Annotated in this window: 13 protein-coding genes, 2 tRNA genes and 1 other RNA gene; 8 read left to right on the plus strand and 8 right to left on the minus strand. The window is 54.1% G+C overall.

Annotation, left to right across the window (positions count from 1 at the left end; translation table 11 throughout):
- The first annotated feature begins 42 nt into the window (after nucleotides 1-42).
- From ptsP to IPM21_17060, 5 genes are all read left to right on the plus strand, one after another.
- Complete coding sequence (gene ptsP / locus IPM21_17040) at nucleotides 43-1,758, plus strand: phosphoenolpyruvate--protein phosphotransferase (GenBank protein MBK9165579.1); 1,716 nt, start codon at nucleotides 43-45, stop codon at nucleotides 1,756-1,758.
- 81 nt (nucleotides 1,759-1,839) lie between these two features.
- An RNA gene (gene rnpB / locus IPM21_17045) (RNase P RNA component class A) lies at nucleotides 1,840-2,216 on the plus strand.
- A gap of 38 nt (nucleotides 2,217-2,254) precedes the next feature.
- Complete coding sequence (locus IPM21_17050) at nucleotides 2,255-2,524, plus strand: hypothetical protein (GenBank protein MBK9165580.1); 270 nt, start codon at nucleotides 2,255-2,257, stop codon at nucleotides 2,522-2,524.
- Between the two features lie 74 nt (nucleotides 2,525-2,598).
- Nucleotides 2,599-3,339, plus strand: a complete 741-nt coding sequence (locus IPM21_17055) for a tetratricopeptide repeat protein (GenBank protein ID MBK9165581.1) — start codon at nucleotides 2,599-2,601, stop codon at nucleotides 3,337-3,339.
- A complete protein-coding gene (locus IPM21_17060) occupies nucleotides 3,336-3,632 on the plus strand; it encodes a hypothetical protein (protein ID MBK9165582.1) in 297 nt (98 codons plus the stop codon). Before IPM21_17055 ends, IPM21_17060 begins: the two co-directional genes overlap by 4 nt.
- 3 nt (nucleotides 3,633-3,635) lie before the next feature.
- Here the strand turns inward: IPM21_17060 and IPM21_17065 are convergent, their stop codons facing one another.
- The gene (locus tag IPM21_17065; GenBank protein ID MBK9165583.1) at nucleotides 3,636-4,526 is read right to left on the minus strand and encodes a prepilin peptidase; all 891 of its coding nucleotides are present in this window, start codon (nucleotides 4,524-4,526) and stop codon (nucleotides 3,636-3,638) included.
- Nucleotides 4,527-4,726: 200 nt separating this feature from the next.
- Here IPM21_17065 and IPM21_17070 point away from each other — a divergent pair, with 200 nt between their 5' ends.
- Nucleotides 4,727-5,968: an FAD-dependent oxidoreductase gene (locus IPM21_17070; protein ID MBK9165584.1), complete on the plus strand. Its 1,242-nt coding sequence runs from the start codon at nucleotides 4,727-4,729 to the stop codon at nucleotides 5,966-5,968.
- Nucleotides 5,969-6,033: 65 nt separating this feature from the next.
- On the opposite strand, the gene IPM21_17075 is transcribed toward IPM21_17070, so the two are convergent.
- From IPM21_17075 to mutS, 7 genes are all read right to left on the minus strand, one after another.
- Nucleotides 6,034-7,950, minus strand: a complete 1,917-nt coding sequence (locus IPM21_17075; protein ID MBK9165585.1) for a hypothetical protein — start codon at nucleotides 7,948-7,950, stop codon at nucleotides 6,034-6,036.
- Between the two features lie 10 nt (nucleotides 7,951-7,960).
- Nucleotides 7,961-8,656, minus strand: a complete 696-nt coding sequence (locus IPM21_17080; protein MBK9165586.1) for a DUF305 domain-containing protein — start codon at nucleotides 8,654-8,656, stop codon at nucleotides 7,961-7,963.
- A 191-nt stretch (nucleotides 8,657-8,847) separates the two neighbouring features.
- A tRNA-Cys gene (locus IPM21_17085) sits at nucleotides 8,848-8,922 on the minus strand.
- Between the two features lie 92 nt (nucleotides 8,923-9,014).
- Nucleotides 9,015-9,089 (minus strand) — tRNA-Gly (locus IPM21_17090).
- 71 nt (nucleotides 9,090-9,160) lie between these two features.
- Complete coding sequence (locus tag IPM21_17095; GenBank protein MBK9165587.1) at nucleotides 9,161-10,708, minus strand: ABC transporter substrate-binding protein; 1,548 nt, start codon at nucleotides 10,706-10,708, stop codon at nucleotides 9,161-9,163.
- Nucleotides 10,709-10,736: 28 nt separating this feature from the next.
- Nucleotides 10,737-11,711 carry a hypothetical protein gene (locus tag IPM21_17100; GenBank protein MBK9165588.1) on the minus strand — a complete coding sequence of 325 codons (975 nt, stop codon included), beginning with the start codon at nucleotides 11,709-11,711 and terminating at the stop codon, nucleotides 10,737-10,739.
- A 103-nt stretch (nucleotides 11,712-11,814) separates the two neighbouring features.
- Complete coding sequence (gene mutS / locus IPM21_17105) at nucleotides 11,815-14,409, minus strand: DNA mismatch repair protein MutS (GenBank protein MBK9165589.1); 2,595 nt, start codon at nucleotides 14,407-14,409, stop codon at nucleotides 11,815-11,817.
- Between the two features lie 193 nt (nucleotides 14,410-14,602).
- Here mutS and IPM21_17110 point away from each other — a divergent pair, with 193 nt between their 5' ends.
- Both IPM21_17110 and IPM21_17115 read left to right on the plus strand, forming a co-directional pair.
- The gene (locus IPM21_17110) at nucleotides 14,603-15,568 is read left to right on the plus strand and encodes an SLBB domain-containing protein (GenBank protein ID MBK9165590.1); all 966 of its coding nucleotides are present in this window, start codon (nucleotides 14,603-14,605) and stop codon (nucleotides 15,566-15,568) included.
- Nucleotides 15,569-15,584: 16 nt separating this feature from the next.
- A complete protein-coding gene (locus tag IPM21_17115) occupies nucleotides 15,585-18,077 on the plus strand; it encodes a polysaccharide biosynthesis tyrosine autokinase (protein ID MBK9165591.1) in 2,493 nt (830 codons plus the stop codon).
- Nucleotides 18,078-18,107: the final 30 nt, after the last annotated feature.

Below are 18,107 nucleotides of genomic sequence, written 5' to 3' on the forward strand. Positions count from 1 at the left end.
CGACCCGGCCATAAGAACCAAGTCAGGTATAGAGGCAGGGCTGTGTCCCGCGGTTTTGCGGTCGGGCAGATCGTCTCGCTTTATGGAGAAAGGCGGCAGTTCTTTCGCGTTTCCATTCCGGAAAGCTCCGTTCAGGGCGAGATACGCCGGCTGCAATCGGCGATCTCGACGGCGAAACATCAAATTCAACGGCTGATTCGCTCCGATAATTCGGGCCTCAATGCGATCGCCGAAGGGATCCTCGATACACATCTTCTAGTACTCGAAGACCACACCTTCCTCTCGAAGATCGAGAATTCGATCGAACACGACCTTGTGAACGCCGAATGGGCGGTCAAGTCCGTCACGGACTCCTACCTTATCCAATACCGCTCGCTTGATAATTCGAATATTCGAGAAAGGGCCGCGGATATTTTGGACATCGCCGAGCGAATTCAATCAGCTTTGGGCGGACGACGAAGGTCGCCGATGAGGCTTCCTCCGGATTCCGTGCTTGCGGCAAAAGAGATCCGGCCATCGACAATGATCGAGTTTGGTGAGAACCGGCCGATCGCGATCGTCACCGAACATGGCGGGTGGACGTCGCACGCGTACATCCTCGCCCGCGAGCTCGATATTCCCGCTGTTACAGGCCTTCGGAAGATACTGCGGCATCTTCGGAACGGCGATCGCATCATCGTCGATGGCTATCGCGGCGAGGTGGTTCTTAATCCGACCGCTGAGACAGAGAGAGAATATCGGTCGCGGCAACCGAAGCCGCCTACGATCAAGAGATCATCAACTGAACCGGCGGAACCTGCGAGAACGCTGGACGGCCATTTGATCAGGCTCACCTCAAATCTAGATTCGGTCAACGGGCTTTCGGTGGCCAAACGAATGGGGGCGTGCGGTATCGGGCTTTTTCGGTCCGAATTCCTGATCGGGCAGTACGGCCGATATCCAACCGAGGCCCAGCAGTTCGACGCATACAGCTCGTTGGTGGCCGCTTCTGATGGCGAAACGGTCAATATTCGAACTTTTGATATTGGTGTCGGACAAATATCCGGACGCCACGAGGATCGCGAACGTAACCCGGCACTTGGCCTTCGGGGTATTCGTCTGAGTCTTAGTTTTGAAAGCGAGTTCGTTAAACAGATCAGGGCGCTTCTGCGGGCGGCGGCAATTGGGCCTTTGAATATTGTGCTTCCGATGGTTGGAGATCTTGGCGAGGTCCATTCGGTTCGCGGATTAATTGCGAGGGTTGCAGAGAGCTTAAAGGAAAAAGACGTACCGATCGGCGAACCAAAGGTCGGCATTATGATAGAAGTGCCGGGGGCGGCGATCCTTGCGGACGACCTTTGCTCGGTTGCAGATTTCTTTTGCCTCGGCACTAACGATCTTATCCAGTATCTCCTCGCGGCGGACCGAGACAATGAAAATGTCGCCGGTTGGTATCAAACGCTCCATCCGGCGGTACTCCGAACTGTTCGCGATGTGATCGAGGCCGGAAAGCGAGGAGATCGGCCGGTCTCGATCTGCGGAGAGATGGCCGGCTCGCCGTTCTACGTGCCTCTTTTGGTCGGAATGGGGGCTGAGGAGCTTAGCATGAATGCGAACTCACTGCCGGAGGTCCGGCGCGTTATTGGGTCGATCGCATTCGAAGAAGCTCAAGCCCTCGCCCGCCGCGTGCTGAAGTTGGCGAGCGCGAAGGAGATCGAAACGCAGATCCGCGAGCAGCATCGTGATAAGTGGTCTCACCTTTTTCCGGGAATCAGCTGACCCAACACGAAAAGTTGGAAAAAGCGATAAAGGGCGATTACAACTGTTCAACATTTTTGCTATACTTCCGATTGCCTGAGGCGGAGCAGCCGGACGGCCGCCGTAACATTTTTGTTAGGGAGGAAAGTCCGAACACCAAAGGGCAGCGAGCCGGATAACATCCGGGCGCCCGCGTAAGCGGGTGACGACAAGTGCAACAGAGAAAAGACCAGCCCTCACGGGTGATGGGTGAAACGGTGGGGTAAGAGCCCACCGGCGTATCTGGTAACAGGTACGGCCAGGCAAACTCCTCGCGGTGCAAGACCAAATAGGGAAACGTTTTCGGGCGGCCCGCCTGTAACGCGGCAACGCGGACGTTTCCGGGTAGGTTGCTGGAGCCGGCGAGTGATCGCCGGCCTAGATGAATGGCCGTCATCCGCTTGCGGATACAGAATTCGGCTTACAGGCTGTTCCGCCAATGGGCCTTTTCACTAAGACCGGAGAATAAACAACATCTATGGCTAATCGAAAGGGAGTTTTCATCGGGGCGTATGTCCCCAATGAACTCAAGGAATCGCTTCGGCGCCGTGCCGCCGCGGAGCACAGAACTCTTTCACAGGAAATAACACGCATTTTGGTCGAAGCGGTCCACGGCAAAGGCCTTCCCGCCGGCAGCGTCGATCGGCGTAATGACACGACCATACCTCGAAGGCGTTCAACCGACCCGCCAACCCGTCGGCGGGCAGGTGACCTTCCGTATATTCCGCCAGACTCAGATGAAAAGTGACACGTTTTTGGAGCGGCTGCCGAAACATGGCGGCCGCTTTTATTTTGGCCATCCGAGTTTGATACGATTAGGTGATGCCGACAAGGTATATCGCAATATCAGTTATTTCCGTCTTTCTGAGCTTCATCGGCGGCTTTCTTGTGGCAAATGCGTTGAATCGCTCTGAGGTCGCGTCTCTACAAAGCAAGCTTCAAAAGTCGACGGCAGATCCCGCAGCGGCAAACAATAGCGCAAACGAAAGCACGCTCTCGGATGACGAGATTCGCGCTAAGATCGCCGAGGCCGACGCGACACCCGATAATTTTGCATTCCAGCGTGACCTTGGCCTCGGGCTATATCGTTATGCTGCAATGCAGCAGGACACAGCCTTGCTTCGCGAATCATCGCGCCTGCTCGAGCGAGCCTTGGGCCTGAATCCGAATGACTATCAGATCAAAGTCGCGCTCGGGAACTCCCATTTCGACGTGGGCTATTTCGAAAAGAAGAACGAGCCATTCGTGGAAGCTCGCAAGTACTATCGTTTGGCGCTCGATGCCCGCCCAAATGACGTCGAGGTCAGGACTGATTATGCGCTCACCTATTTTCTACAATCGCCGCCTGACAATACGAACGCGATAAAGGAGTTTGAGGCAGTTCTACGCGATAATCCTAAACAGGAAAAGGCTCTCCAGTTTCTGACACGGGCATATTGGCAGGCCGGACAGGGGGAACGTGCGTCGGTGACGCTGCAACAGCTTCGTCAGGCTAACCCCGGCAGCCCGGTGGTCAAGGAACTCGAAAGTCTTTTGTTGCAACCTCCCGCGGCGGCACAATGAGAGAAGCTCTAATAATCCTCGCGGTGATCTTGGTCTTGTTCGCGATTTCCGCCTTCCGCTATCGGAAGCAGATCAAGACCATCTACGGCGTCTGGAAAGCGCTTAAGGAGATTCGTTCGGGCGGATTTCCGAATGGGCCGAACAGCCTTGGGCAAGAGGCCGAGTCCTCTAAGCTCGCGAGATGCATGAAGTGCGGAAGCTGGCACCCGGAAACGAAGATGATAAGGGTTGGCAACGGGCCGCTGTTCTGTTCCGCTGCGTGCTTTGAAAAGGGAGCCAAACAGGCGGCTTAGCATTTAATAGGCGAACTGTCCGAGATACCACGATATAATTGTTTCCCCGAAAAACAGGGCTGCGACAGAACCGATGCCGAGAAAGATGCCAAACGGGATCTGTGCCTGAAAGTTTCGGTCTCGCTTGATGAGGATCATACCGACGCCAGCGACCGCTCCGGCAAATGCAGCGATGAAGATCGCGAGAAACGCGAGCCGCCACCCAAGAAGAGCGCCGTAGCCGAGCATCATCTTTACATCGCCGAGGCCCATCGCGTCAACGCCACGCAATCGCTTCCATGCCGCTCCGATCGCCCAGAGAATTCCGCCGCCGGCGAGTGCTCCCAGCACGGCTCCAGCAAGCGAAACGAGAACAGGCGACTGTCCGGCAAGCTCGGAAATCGGGTACGAAAAGGTATCGGGGAAATAGGAACTCCCGGCCATCATAGGAAATGCGATCCTGACCAAAATGGCAAATATCACGAACGGATAGGTGATCACATTTGGCAAGATCATGTGTTCGGCATCGATGAAGACGAGCACGACCGTAACGGTTAGAAAGATCAGCGCGACCGGAAGAAATGCGGTGAGCCCGAAAAACCAGAATGCCGAAAGCCAGAGAAGAGCGTTGAGCAACTCCACCGCCGGGTAGCGAACCGAGATCGGGGCTTTACAGTTGCGGCATTTCCCTCCGAGTATCAGCCAACTGAGAACAGGAATGTTGTCGTAAGGCTTGATCGCCGCGGAACATTTGGGGCAGGCCGAGTTTGGAAAGACGATCGACTGTTCATTCGGGACACGATGGATGACAACGTTCAGGAAACTCCCGACCACGGCACCAAAAGCGAAGATGATGACCGCCGGGAGCCACGTGGGCTCGAGGATCAACGGATATAATGGTTGGAGAGGTTGCATCTGTCGGCCTATCTGAAATTGATTCGCTTATTTATTCCCCGCGACCGCGAGTAGAATAATCGTAAGCGAGACCTTGGGAAAAGAAAAGTACGGGGAACTGAAACCCGACAAGGTCCGGCATCGAAACTAACGCTGATTCGGTTTGGCTGTCACGCTGCAATCCGTTTAGGCGAGGTGCAACCGGGACACTTACTAATTTTATGACAAAGCCTGTTGTGATCATCGGGGCCGGTTTGGCGGGCATCTGCTGTGCACTTGAATTAGCTGATGCGGGGCACGACTTCGTTCTCATTGACTCATCTGACCGGGTCGGCGGGCGAATAAAGACGGACATCGTTGACGGCTTCAAGCTTGACCGGGGATTTCAGGTCCTTCTCGATAGCTATCCTGAAGTAAGCCGCCGACTAGAGCTCCGCGACTTAAAGCTCCAGAAATTTCTTCCGGGGGCGAAGGTGCGGTTCGGCGGAGAGTTCCACTCGGTAACTGACCCGTTTCGCCGGCCTTTGGAAGCGATCCCGACGGTCTTCTCGCCGATCGGAAGCCTGCTCGATAAGCTTCGGGTCGCATTTCTGCGGGCGGATGTGCTCAAGGATTCGACCACCAAGCTTTTTGCCCGCGAAGAAACTACAACGCTCGAACGCCTTCGTTCGGCCGGATTTTCTGATCCGATGATAGAGCGGTTCTTTCGGCCATTCCTCGGCGGTATTTTTCTCGAAAGCGAACTTAAGACCTCGAGCAGGATGTTCGACTTCGTATTTCAAATGTTCTCGACCGGTAATGCTTGCCTCCCGGCTGAGGGTATGGAGGCGATCCCGCGAGCATTGGCGGACAAACTTCCGAGTTCTAAGTTGCGGTTGAGTACGACCGTAAGCAGCATAGAAGAAGGTGCGGTAGTTCTAGATAACGGCGAAAGGCTCGAGGCCTCGGCAATCGTTGTTGCTACCGACGCTCTCAACGCGGCGAAACTGTTTGGCGATCAGAAGGTTCGAAAGGGCGTCGGCGTCACCTGTGTTTATTTTTCGGTTCCGATTGCGCCTTTGACCGAAGCCGTATTAGTGATCAACGGTGAAGGGAAAGGCCCGATAAACAACCTTTGTTTCCCGACACGGGTCGCATCGAGCTACGGCCCGGAGGGAACAGACCTTGCGTCGGTAACCATTCTCGGGACCGGGCACGATTCGGATGCATTCCTCACCGAAGTGAGCGAACAACTGAGTGATTGGTTTGGGAGCGAGGTAAATGACTGGAAACATCTCAGAACCTATTCGATCGAATTCGCTCTTCCTGCTCAAGAGCCTCCCGCCCTTTCACCGCCGGAGAGGGAAGTTAGAATTCGACCGGGCGTCTACATTTGCGGCGACCATATCGAAAATGCCTCAATACAGGGTGCGATGGTCTCCGGCAAGCGAGCCGCGACTGCATTGCTCGAAGACCTGCAATGAGCCGAAATGAAAACGAGGCTGTCGTTTCCGACAGCCCCGCTCAACCGACAGCATATTTGCTAAAGTTACATCACAGGGTTCTTTAGGATAGCTACCAATTCCCGGATTCGTGCCGAATTGACCTCATCCGCTCCCTTCACTTTCCCAAGAGACGATGCGAAGCCCTTCAACCGCGACTTCGATTTCTTGTCGAGCTTAGAGGCCTCGGCCGATCCGAGTGCTTCGCGGAGTCCGGCGATCTGCTCGGTGGAGATCGCTTTCGATCGCTCGAGTTGATCTACGAACGCCTTAGCAACGACCACGCTTCGCGGCCAAACGATCCTCTCCTGATTCTGGACGTTGAACTGCGCATACTTAACAGTCTTGGCAGCGTCGATCTCATTCTGTGTGAGAAACTCGGTCGGGGTGAGTTCGAAAATATCGAGCCCGCGAGCGATCTCCGATGAATAAATGCGGCCGTTGTACCAATACGCCGACCACGACCCGCCCATCACGAGCATCTTGTCGTTGATGGGGCCACGGTCGAAATATCCGATCTCGGTCGGATTTGCGGTATCCGTGAATTCCATCAACGATATTCCGCCCTGGTACCACGACTGAACTTTGATGTCGCGTCCGGGAACCGGGATCAGCGAACCGTTGTGGGCTACGCAGTTTTCGGTCGCAGACTGAGCCGCCGGCAATTTGTAATAGCTCTTGAACTCAAGATCGGTGCCATTGAGGTGAAAAAGTGCATTTGCTCCCCATTTGTCCGGGTCGCTCTCACGGCAACGCGGGCCCATTCCGCCGCCCCATTCGTCCGTGAAGACGACCTTTTTGCCGTCGTTAGAGAACATTGCAGAGTGCCAATACGCGTAGTTCGGGTCGTTGACGGCCTCAACACGTTTCGGGTTTGCCGGATCCTTGATGTCGAGCAAAATACCATTCCCGGCACATGCCCCGGCCGCGAGTCCGATCTCAGAATAGACCGTGATGTCGTGACATTGATTCGTCTCTTGCGGACGCCCTTTGGACTCATGCGAACCACCGTCATTGAGCGCATTGATCGCACCGGTCGCGGGATCGCCAAAGATACGCGGCGATGAGACCACCTTCGAGTTCTGCGGAGCCTTCAACGGCACCTTGATGACTTCGATCCGGAAAAGAGCAGTATTCGGGTCCTTGTCAGGCGGTCCGCCGGAGCAACCCTCTAGTTCCTCTCCCGGCCTTACGAAAGAAGTTCCGGAAACGTAGATGTAAACGTTGTCCTTGTCCTTCGGGTCAACGACAAGAGTATGGGTGTGCGAGCCACGGCATGTTTGGACAGCTCCAACCTGTTTCGGGCTCGTTATGTCGCTGATATCAAAAATCCGAACTCCACGGAAGCGGTCCTTGTTTGCCGCCGGAGGCCCATTACCGCCGGGTGCGCCTGTCGCCGGGAAGCCTTGCTCACCGCAATCTAGGCGGCCATTCGGCATTTCAACCGACATGAACATCAGATTTTTGTGGACCGAGACGTCGCCCTGTCCGCCGGGGCAGACCATCGAGGTCAATAGCTTGGTATCGGCGGGGTTCGAAATGTCGTAAATATTGACGCCGTAGAAATTTCCCAAAAAGAGCCGATCGCCCTGAAAGGCGAGGTCCGAATTCGCAAACGCCAGCCCTGCAAAAGAGAGCCGCATTGCGACCGGAACCATGCTCATATCGGGAACTCCAAGGGCTTTAAGGGCAGTTCCGACCTTTGGCGCTTCGGGATCGATGCCGAGCTCGAAGGCTGCAGGCTTCTTCAGAAGCGATATGTGCTTTATCCCAACGGCAGCCTCGCCAGCGTCGAAGAGGCCGGGTTTAAGCTTTGCCCGCGGGTCATTGACGTTAGCTCCCTTCATACCGGCGGGAAGCTCGGGCTTCGCGCCGTTTTGGGCAATGATCGCCTGTGAGCCGGAAACAACCAGCACCATGCAGGCGAAGATAATAAGCGATTTGATCGATTGCACTTTACTCATGATTAAGCATTTACGGCATTCTCGTTAACAAAGTTTCCATTGTTTTGATCTCGGCACGTTGTCCGCTATCGACATCGGTGGCGAAGTTGAAGAGTTCGGCATCCTGACCGGCTCCGGCAGTTTCAAAAAGGTCCTTGACCATAACCAATGCTCCTTCGTGATGCTGGATCATCCCCACGAGAAAAAGGCGGTCAAACTCTTTGCCTTTAGCGTTTCGGAGTTCGTTCATCTGGGCCGCGGAAAGCATGCCCGGCATTGAATGTTTAGAACCCCCCGATCGGCCGCCGTGGCCGTGAGCCGCGGAGCCTTCTGGCGATTGGTTCCGAATCTCGAGCCATCTCTTCATAAACTCCATCTCATCTGCCTGCGATTTGCTGATCCGCTCTCCAAGCAGCCGAATATCGCGGTTCTCGGTCCTGGATTCGATCATGTCGGTCATTTCAACGGCCTGTGCGTGGTGGACGATCATTCCCTGCATGAACCCGATGTCCTTTGAGGTGATCGCCGGCAACACGCCGATGGTCCCATTCGGAAGCCGGCGGGTCGGCTCTCCCGGAGCCCCGGGCTGAACTATGCTGGGCTGTGTAACAACCGGCTGCTGCGCAGTAACACTCAACGCACAAGCAGTGAGAACAACTGCAAAGAAAACGCTCGAGGTCGCCCGCAACCGTCCGTCATTCAAGTGATATGTGACCCAGGTTCTCATTTTTGTGGTAAACGGTATCAAATATAGCCATCGAAAGCGAAGAATGCGGCTGGATCATACAACTACACCTACACCTAACATCTCCAAACTTCAAAACGCTAAAACTCAGCAAAAGGTTCTCGCAATGAAGCAAAGAAATGCGAAGGAAATTGCGGCCTCAACTATTTCGATGTACTCGGGTTATAATGGGTTGGAGGCGGCGATCGGAATCGAACCGATGAATAAAGGTTTTGCAGACCTCTGCCTTACCACTTGGCTACGCCGCCGTCTAAAAAAGTATAAAGGAGAAATGATAAGGGATAAAGGTAAAGCCATCATCTTTAGCCTTTTTCCGTTATCATTTCTCCTTTCAAAAAAATGGAGCGGGAGACGAGGGTCGAACTCGCGACTTCAACCTTGGCAAGGTTGCGCTCTACCACTGAGCTACTCCCGCACAGCAATCCCCTATTTTACTTTCCGCTTGTGGTTTGTCAAGCCGCATCGCTCGACCGAAATAAGGACATGCTAATTCTGAACAGTGATGTCCTTGATGAAGCTCCAGTCTCCGCTCGGGCTGATCTTTACGTTTCCGATCCGCTTGCTTGTGATCACCATATTCGCGGGATACCAAAGCGGGAAGAGCGGAAGTTCGTTGCTGATGGTCTGCCAGGCTTCGACGTAGAGCTGTTTTGCTTTTTCGCGGTCGGTCTCATTCACGGCCTGTTCGATCAGCTTGTCCACATTAGGATTGCTATAGCGACTACGGTTACAGCAACTAACGTTCGGGCCCGGTATGCGGGCGGTGGTGAAGAGATCCTTCATAAAGATCGGATCTTGATTTCCGCCCACCCAGACGCCCGTGTTCATTTGGAAATTTCCTTGGGTGAGCTGTTCGCGGATCGTGTTCGGATCAAGCGTTTCGATCTGCACATTCAACCCGACCTCGACCAGCATGTTCTGGATCGCTTGAGCATAGCTGCTGTAGGCGGCGTTGCCGGCGGCAAATTTGAACTTGATCGGTTCGTTCTTGTAGCCCGCTTCTGAAATTAGCTTTCTCGCCCGCTCGGGATCGAATGTGTATTGCGTCCCGGGCGAATAAGCCCAAGAGCCCTCGGGAAGTATTGAATGTGCGATCTTTCCCTGACCCGAAAGCAGTTCGCGGATTATCTTTTCACGATCGACAGCATAACCGATGGCCTGGCGAATTTTCACATTGTTCAACGGGGCCGACTGTGTGTTGAGCCCAAGATATTGAATGTTTGAGCCGTCAAATTGTTGAACATTCAAATTCGGAAGGCCCTCAAGCGTTTTCAGCGAATCGGGTGTCAGGTTCGATGGAAGCGGGGCAACGTCTACCGCTCCAGTTTGCAATTCAGCCTGAAGAGCACTTGCATCCGGAATGGTCTTTACCCGTATTTTTGCGACCTTTGGGGCACCTTCCCAGTATTCGCCAAAAGCTTCTAGCTCGACCGTGCTCTGTGACTGGTCAAATTTCACAAACTTAAACGGGCCCGACCCGACAGGCAGCTCCCGTTGCGTTGCAACGGTGCCGTCCGGAATTATGGGAATGGCAACGAGATTCGAAAGCAGCTGGTTTTTCAATGCCGGGCGTGCGATTCGGACGAGAACGGTCATTTCGTCGGGCGTTTCGATTCCTTCAATGTGAGCGACGAGCTGTTTGTCAACCGAATCAAAAAATGCCAGACGTTTATAGCCTGTACTCTTGAAAAGTTCGTCGAAGGTGTATTTGACGTCCTTGGATGTAAAAGTGGTGCCGTTGTGGAACTTGATGTTCGGCCGCAGCTTGAATGTTATCGTCTTGCCGTCTTCTGAAGTTTCAATGGTTTCCGCCATCTCGCCGGTGTAATCGAAGCTCTCGGTCTTTTTTACGAGAGCATTGAACATCAGATTGCGCACGCGTTCGGCAGCGGCATCTGATTTATCCGAGGTTAACGTATCAAAGCCGGAGAACGACTCTGAAAGAGCTATTGTTACGTACTCTGAACCGTCCCGCCGGCACGCCATTGCGGCCGCCATTACAAAGACAACAAAAACAACAAGAAACTTTCTCAAAATATTCTCTCCCAATTATGACGTGAATTTACTGGAGTCTAGCCTTAAAATCGACGATCTTCGCTGATAGCTCGTCGAATTCCGACTCGTCAAACTTGATCGGCTCGGCAAGGGTCGAAGCAATTCGATCTATCCTTTCAATCGATGCGTCAAAGTGTGCTCGCGATAGCTCACCATTTTCTAGACCCGCTTCCAGGTGGTCGTAGCTTCGGACTATAAGTTCAGGTTCTGAGCAGATCGCTAACATATCCTCGCCTGCATTTATCGCCATCAAACACGCTTCCGGTAGCCCGTAGTCCCGCGTTATCGCACCCATCAACAAATCGTCAGTGATCGCAACGCCACTGAAACCGAATTCTTCCTTGAGCAGCTTATTTACAACGAGACTGCTTAGAGAAGAAGGTAAAAGTCTGCCACTTCGGTCCAGCTCCTGCAAGGCAAGCTCGGGATAGACGGCATGAGCGACCATGACGAAGCGGACGTCGAAGTCCGTAAGGAGTCGCCGATACGGGTGAAGATCGATCGATCCGAACTCCTCCTCGCCGATCGGAACAACCGGCAGTTCCTCGTGCGAATCTACGGTTGCAGCAGCGAGTCCGGGAAAATGTTTCAGGCAAGCGGCGATACCTTCCGCCTGCATCGCATTCAAAAATGAGCCGGCAAGGTCGACGACTTCCTCGGCAGAATTTCCGAAAGAACGTCCGCGTAACCCATTATTGTTTGCCCTTCGCTCATCGGTGGCAACATCGACAACGGGGGCAAAATTCATATTAAAGCCGAGCAGCCGCAAGGCGCGTCCGATCAACGCGCCGTGTTCGCGAGCGTCTTCGGCATTTCTGATCTTGTCCGCGGCCGGGAAAGGTTCGATGATTCGCCGGAGTCGATCGACAGTGCCGCCTTCCTGATCGACACTCAACATTATGTGCGAACCAACCGTCTCTCGGAGCGCAAGCAGAAGCTCATTGACCTGCTCTGCCGAACGAATATTACGGGCAAAAGGCAAACGCCGCCGGGGCGAACGCGTTCAAGCAGTTCTCGAGTCTGCGCATCGATCTCAGGGCCCGGAATCCCGATAAAGAAAGTTTTTCCGATCGACCGATCCATGTTTATAACTCCTGATCCTCAGACGCTTCGTTGTTTGCCGGCCGAGCAAAGAGCGACATCTGAGCGGAGGCCGAACGCCCGGCAGCACGCTTGAGTCCCGAAATTTGTTCGTCGGAAAAGACAGCAAGCTCGTATTTCTCAAGCTTTTGCAACACCTCGTTCGCCCTGTCGATGACCTCCCGAGGAAGGCCTGCAAGCCGGGCGACGGCGATACCATATGACTTCGATGCCTGCCCGGGAAGGAGCTTATGAAGAAAGACGACCTCGCCATCGCGCTCGACGGCGGAGATCTGGTAGTTCTTCGCCCCGGGAAGATGCTCGGCAAGCTCGGCGAGCTCGTGATAGTGCGTGGCAAAAAGCGTCTTTGCCGAGTGCTCGGGAGAATTATGGAGAAACTCCGCTACCGACCAAGCGATAGCAAGCCCGTCAAATGTTGATGTTCCGCGACCGATCTCGTCCAAAACAACCAAGCTCCGAGGCGTCGCGTTGTTCAGTATTGCCGCCGTTTCGGTCATCTCGACCATGAAGGTGGACCGGCCTGACGCCAGATCATCAGATGCTCCAACACGCGTCCAGACCCGATCAACTATCGGCAACCGAGCCGATGTCGCTGGGACAAACGAGCCGATCTGGGCGAGCACCTGGATCAACGCCACCTGTCGAAGAAGCGTTGATTTTCCACCCATATTTGCCCCGGTGATCACGAGTAACCGATCGGTCGAATTGTTCAGGTAAACATCGTTCGGCACAAACGAACCATCGAGAAAAGCCTCGACCACAGGATGCCGGCCATTCTTGATCTCGATCTCGTCGCCGTCATGCAGAACGGGTCGGACGTAATTTCTCTTCGCTGCTGTTTCGGCAAGAGCGGCGAGGGCATCCAGAGTGGCTATCGCACGAGCAGTGGACTGCAGCTTTCTGATCTCATTGCGGACCGCGGTTAGAACTTCGCTGAACAGCTCGGTCTCAAGCCGGATCATTCGTTCCTCGGCCCCTAGGACCGACGATTCCCATTCCTTAAGCTGCGGCGTTGAGAATCGTTCGGCATTGGCAAGGGTTTGCTTCCTTTCGTAGTCGTCAGGAACCTTCGAGAGATTGGCCTTGGAAATCTCAATGTAATAACCAAACACGTTATTGAACCGCACTTTGAGTGTCGGGATACCGCTTCGTTCGCGTTCGCTGGTTTCAAACGCGGCAATCGCCTGCTTTACGGAACCCGCAACGCCGCGGATCTCGTCGAGCTCCACGTTGAACCCCGCACGAATGGTACCTCCGTCCGAAAGATTTGCCGGCGGCTCATCAGCGATCGCTTGGGCAATAAGCTCGCGAATCTCGGGTAGCTCGTGGATGTTCTCGGAGAGAACCTGTAGAAGCAGCGAACGGGCATCGCGGATCGAGGCGTTCAATTCGGGAGTTTGCCCGAGCGAGCGGCCGATCGCGAGAAGATCACGGGCATTGAACGAAGGCATCCCCAGCTTTCCGACCAGCCGTTCGATATCAAAAACACTTTTAAGAAGAAAGCGGACCTTGTCCCTGAGGATCGAATCGCCGAGTTCCTCGACCGCGTTGAGCCTGGTTTCGATCTCACTTCGTTTAACAGAAGGACGCATGATCCAGCCGCGAAGGAGCCGGGACCCCATGCCTGTCACCGTGCTGTCGATCACACCGAGCAAGCTTGACTTTGCGGAGCCGCCGCGGCCAGCGATCAATTCGAGATTGGCGATCGTGACCACGTCCAGATTCAGGAAATCGTTCTCTTCCTGCATCGTCAGCCCTAGAATGTGCTCGGCGGAATCGCGACGTGTTTCGATGGCATAGGCTAGGCATGCTCCGGCTGCAGCGGTCGCCCCCGCACGGCCCTCGATGCCAAAACCTGCCAAAGTCTTAACCCCGAACTTTCGAAGAAGAAGCGCCTGTGCGGCCGCTGTTTCAAATGAATCCTCATTGACAGGCGTCACACCTATCTCCGTACCTCGGACATCGTCTTGCTCAGTTTCGGGATAGAGCAAACTCTCGCGGCGAGCAAATCCGAGATCTTCTGCCCATCGTTTTGCATTATTGCTTGGCATTATCAGCTCTTTCGGCGCGTACCGCTCGATGCGTTCCCGAGCTCGTGACCAACGATCGGGCCCGTCAAATTCCGAGACGAAGAACTCGCCGGTCGAGACATCCAAAAAGGCAACGCCGACGGCATCGTCCACCTCGACCGCTGCGGAAAGAAAAATCGGTTCGCGATCGCTCTGGAGTTGTTCATCAACCGAAGTTCCGGGAGTAACGATCCGAACAACTTCACGGCGAACGAGCTTCGTGCCTTTCGAAGCTTGTTCGGTCTGGTCACAGATCGCAACGCGGTAGCCCTTTGAGACGAGTTTGGAAATATAGCCAGATGCGGCGTGGTAGGGAATACCGCACATCGGAACAGGGTTGGGCGACTCTTTTTGACGTGCGGTCAGCGTGATCTGGAGTTCCCGCGAGCCGATCAACGCATCCTCATTGAACATCTCGTAAAAATCACCGAGGCGGAAAAAGAGAATGGTTCCCGGATACTGCTTCTTGATCTCGAGGTATTGCCGAAGCATTGGGGTGGCATTGTCCATGACTTATCCGTACTCCGGAGAGTTTAGCCAAAACGAATTCGGTTTCAAAATGACGGTTTCCAAAGTCCTTGTCTTTTGTTAGACTTAGGGATTGATTCTTATCGCCGATCGGCTCTCGGGCTTCGCTAGGTTCGAGGGAAGTTTGTAGTGATAGACATTTATGCGCGATTTTGCCCACTTGGAGAAGTTTTCCATGCGAACAATACTTTGGCTAACAGTTTTCTTTTTGTTGGGCACTAACCAACTTTTTGCACAGGGCGAACCGGCACCGACGCCATCTGGCCCGGCTTCTTTTCAGACCTCAGAGGAACGATACCGAATCGGGTTTCAGGATACGCTCGAGATACAGATATTTCGCCGTCCTGAACTCAATCAGCGGGTGAATGTTAATCCGAATGGGACGATAACTCTTTTTCGGCTCGATGCTCCAATAGTCGCCGTCTGTAAGAGCGAGCGGGAACTTGCAAATGAGATCGCGACCGCATACGCAAAGAACTACCTCCGAAACCCCGAGGTCAACGTAATTGCCGTAGAGCAACGCTCTCAGTCGTTCGCAGTAATGGGCGCCGTTGAAAAGCCGGCAAATTACTACATCAACCGGCCGATACGCCTTCTTGAGCTTCTTGCTCAGGCCGGTGGGCCGACCGATAAGGCCGGTTCGCGGCTGATAGTCGCTCGCACGGGCAGCCGTTCGAACTGCCGGTTGACGCAACAACGTTCGGACGAAGATACGGAATTTGAGATCGTTCATCTCAGCCTTAAGGATGTGCTCGAGGCGAAACAGAATATTCCTATGCTGCCGGGCGACATTGTATCGGTCCTCGAGGCTGACGTCGTTTATGTCTACGGCCACGTGGTCAAACAGGGTCAGGTGATAATGAAGGAGCCGCTTACGCTTACGCAGGCGATCGCCTCGGCGGAAGGCCTGAAGCCCGCTTCTCGCACCGATGTTCGGATCTTTAGGCAAAAGCAAGGCAGCTTGGAACGCGAAGAGCTCCTATTCAACCTCGGTGACATCGAGAAGCGCAAAGTCGCCGACCCGTACCTTGAACCGAACGACATAGTGGCGGTAAATGAGGACCGCGTGAAAAGTATTTTCAACTCGATCGGTCGTTCGCTTACTAACGGCATTCCGAGTATTTTCTACCGCGTTCCGTAAAACTTTCGGCTTAATCATGCGAGAAACGAGAGACATCATAAAGAGCCCGAGCGATCCTGCGACCGATATCGAAAGGCAGTTCGATCCACAGTTGGTTCCGGGCTCGGGCCGTTATCCGGCCTACAGGGAATTGCATTCAGCCGAAGGCTTTAGCCTGATGGAATATTGGTCGGCTATCCGCAAGCGGCTTTGGCTGGTGATCGGAATTGCGGTGCTGGTCACCACGCTGGTTGCGATCTACATGGCACGTAAGCCGAATATCTATCAGGCATCGGCGACCATTCAGGTCGACCTCGAACAAACGAACCCTGACCTAATCACAAGTGACCGCCAGCGGCCGAGTATTAATCTTGACCCGTCATATTTCAATACCCAGCTCCAGCTAGTTGGCAGTGACACGATCCTCCGCAGGGTTATCAAAGAGCACAGTCTGGACACCAACAAGGAGTTTCAGGCCGCGAGAGCGGAGGGCTCAGGTGGTGCCGTCCGCGGCTTTCTCCGCGCGATCGGGCTTGCCAGTTCGGACGATAAGCAGAATGATGCCGCCTTAAGCGAATTTGCGGCCTCACCGAATTCGGGCCTGATGTCGGCGGATGAGATCGCAGAGGCGATACGTCTTGCTCCGTATGTCGAGATAATCAAACGCAATATTTCGATCGAACCGGTGAGGGAATCACGGGCGACGGTGAAAGATACCCGATTGATCGAAGTTGCTTTCCGCAACACCGATCCGCAATTAGCTGCGTTTGTGGTGAACGGGATCGGTGAGACATTCGCCGTTGCGAACCAAGAGCAACGCTCGGGAACGTCGCGAAAGACAAGCGACTTTCTTCAGCAGCGAATCGCTGACCTGCAGTCTGATGTGCGTCGGGACGAACTTAAGCTCGTTGAACTTGAAAGGTCGGAAGGGATCTTAAAAACGCCGGGCGATCAGACGATCGTACTTGAACGGCTTGCTGGGCTAAACAAAGACCTGCTCACGGTCGAGAACGAAAGAAAAACGGCCGAGGCACAGTATCTGTCCGTTCGCAACAATCCTGAAAGGGTCGCTGCGTTGGCCGAAGCCGAGAGTGCCCGCTACATTACCGAACGCGAGAATTTTCTTTTGAATTATCGCAACGAGACTCAGAAGACGATTGCAGGGCTGACGGCAAACCGAGCGAAGCTCCTGGAAGAATTTCTTCCAACTGCACCGGAGATAAAGGAGATCGATTCTCAGATCAAGAGTCTTGAAGATTCTTTGGCCACTGCTACGGAGAAGGCTCAGGCCGAGATCCAGGCATATCGCAGCCGGACCGCCGACAATTTGTTGAAGGTCCTCGAAACGCAGTATCGGCGGGCCCAAGAGAAAGAAGACAAGATTCGGTCCGCCTTCAATGTTCAATTTCAGGAAGCACAGGGCCAGAATGCCGGTGCCGTGATGATCAAGCTGCTCCAGCAGAATATCGAGACGAACAAGGGCTTTCTCGACAATCTGCGGAAGCAGCAGAGCTCTAACGATGTTGCGTCACAGGGGTCTGACAACAATATTCGCGTTGCACAGTATGCGATCCCGCCAAAGAATCCGATTTCTCCGAGTAGAACCTCGACGGTCCTTGCAGCTCTGTTTCTTTCGACGCTTTTCGGAATGGGTTTGGCACTTTTCCTCGAGTATCTCGATGACACGATCGGTACGACCGAGGAGATAGAAAGCTACCTCCAGCTTCCTGCACTTGCGGCAATTCCTTCTCTCGATTCATTGCCAAAGCGGAAGCTCTTACTCGTCGGCGGTTCTGATAAGGAGGACGATGAATCGGTTCCGGTGAATTCGGAACTTCTCATTAACACAGACCCACGGTCATCGCTTGCGGAAGCGTATCGGCAGCTTCGCACGTCGATCCTCCTTTCAACCGCGGGCCACGCTCCGAAATCGCTTCTCGTGACCTCAAGTTTGCCTTCGGAGGGCAAAACCACGACCGCGACCAATACAGCGATCAGCCTTGCTCAGACGGGTGCCAAAGTTCTTGTTATCGATGCCGACATGAGGCGGCCGCGACTTCATTCTGTTTTCGGTATTTCGAATGGCGAAGGGTTGAGTACGATCCTCTCCAGCCAAATGTCGGAAAAGGAGATCCTTGCGGTGATCCAGCAGGAACCGAACAGCAAGCTTAATCTCTTGACGTCCGGCCCGATACCGCCCAACCCAGCCGAGCTTATCGGCTCACAGCCGATGGCGGAGCTTCTTGTCACGCTACAGAAGCATTTCACCCACGTGGTCATCGATTCGCCGCCGATTACCTCCTTTACGGACGGTGTGCTGATCGCGTCGATGGTTGATGGCGTCATTCTCGTGGTTCATTCCGGCAAGAGTTCGCGGCAGATCGTTCGGCGCGCCAAACAACTCCTGAACGACGTTGGTGCCCGCATATTCGGTGTTGTGCTCAACAACGTCGACATCCGGTCGCAGGATCATTACCACTACTATCAGAGCTATTACAATCAAGGCCACTACAGGCAGGACGAAGAATAGTGGCAGTTGGAATTCCGGTTAAAGTCCCAT

The organism is Acidobacteriota bacterium (assembly GCA_016716435.1).
Classification (GTDB): Bacteria; Acidobacteriota; Blastocatellia; order Pyrinomonadales; family Pyrinomonadaceae; genus OLB17.

Excerpts from the sequence above, each read along its gene's own strand:
- mutS (MBK9165589.1), bottom strand. The coding sequence starts at position 14,409 with ATGGACAATGCCACCCCAATGCTTCGGCAATACCTCGAGATCAAGAAG.
- IPM21_17050 (MBK9165580.1), top strand. The coding sequence starts at position 2,255 with ATGGCTAATCGAAAGGGAGTTTTCATCGGGGCGTATGTCCCCAATGAA.
- IPM21_17065 (MBK9165583.1), bottom strand. The coding sequence starts at position 4,526 with ATGCAACCTCTCCAACCATTATATCCGTTGATCCTCGAGCCCACGTGG.
- IPM21_17080 (MBK9165586.1), bottom strand. The coding sequence starts at position 8,656 with ATGAGAACCTGGGTCACATATCACTTGAATGACGGACGGTTGCGGGCG.
- IPM21_17070 (MBK9165584.1), top strand. The coding sequence starts at position 4,727 with ATGACAAAGCCTGTTGTGATCATCGGGGCCGGTTTGGCGGGCATCTGC.
- IPM21_17110 (MBK9165590.1), top strand. The coding sequence starts at position 14,603 with ATGCGAACAATACTTTGGCTAACAGTTTTCTTTTTGTTGGGCACTAAC.
- IPM21_17115 (MBK9165591.1), top strand. The coding sequence starts at position 15,585 with ATGCGAGAAACGAGAGACATCATAAAGAGCCCGAGCGATCCTGCGACC.
- IPM21_17060 (MBK9165582.1), top strand. The coding sequence starts at position 3,336 with ATGAGAGAAGCTCTAATAATCCTCGCGGTGATCTTGGTCTTGTTCGCG.
- IPM21_17075 (MBK9165585.1), bottom strand. The coding sequence starts at position 7,950 with ATGAGTAAAGTGCAATCGATCAAATCGCTTATTATCTTCGCCTGCATG.
- IPM21_17055 (MBK9165581.1), top strand. The coding sequence starts at position 2,599 with ATGCCGACAAGGTATATCGCAATATCAGTTATTTCCGTCTTTCTGAGC.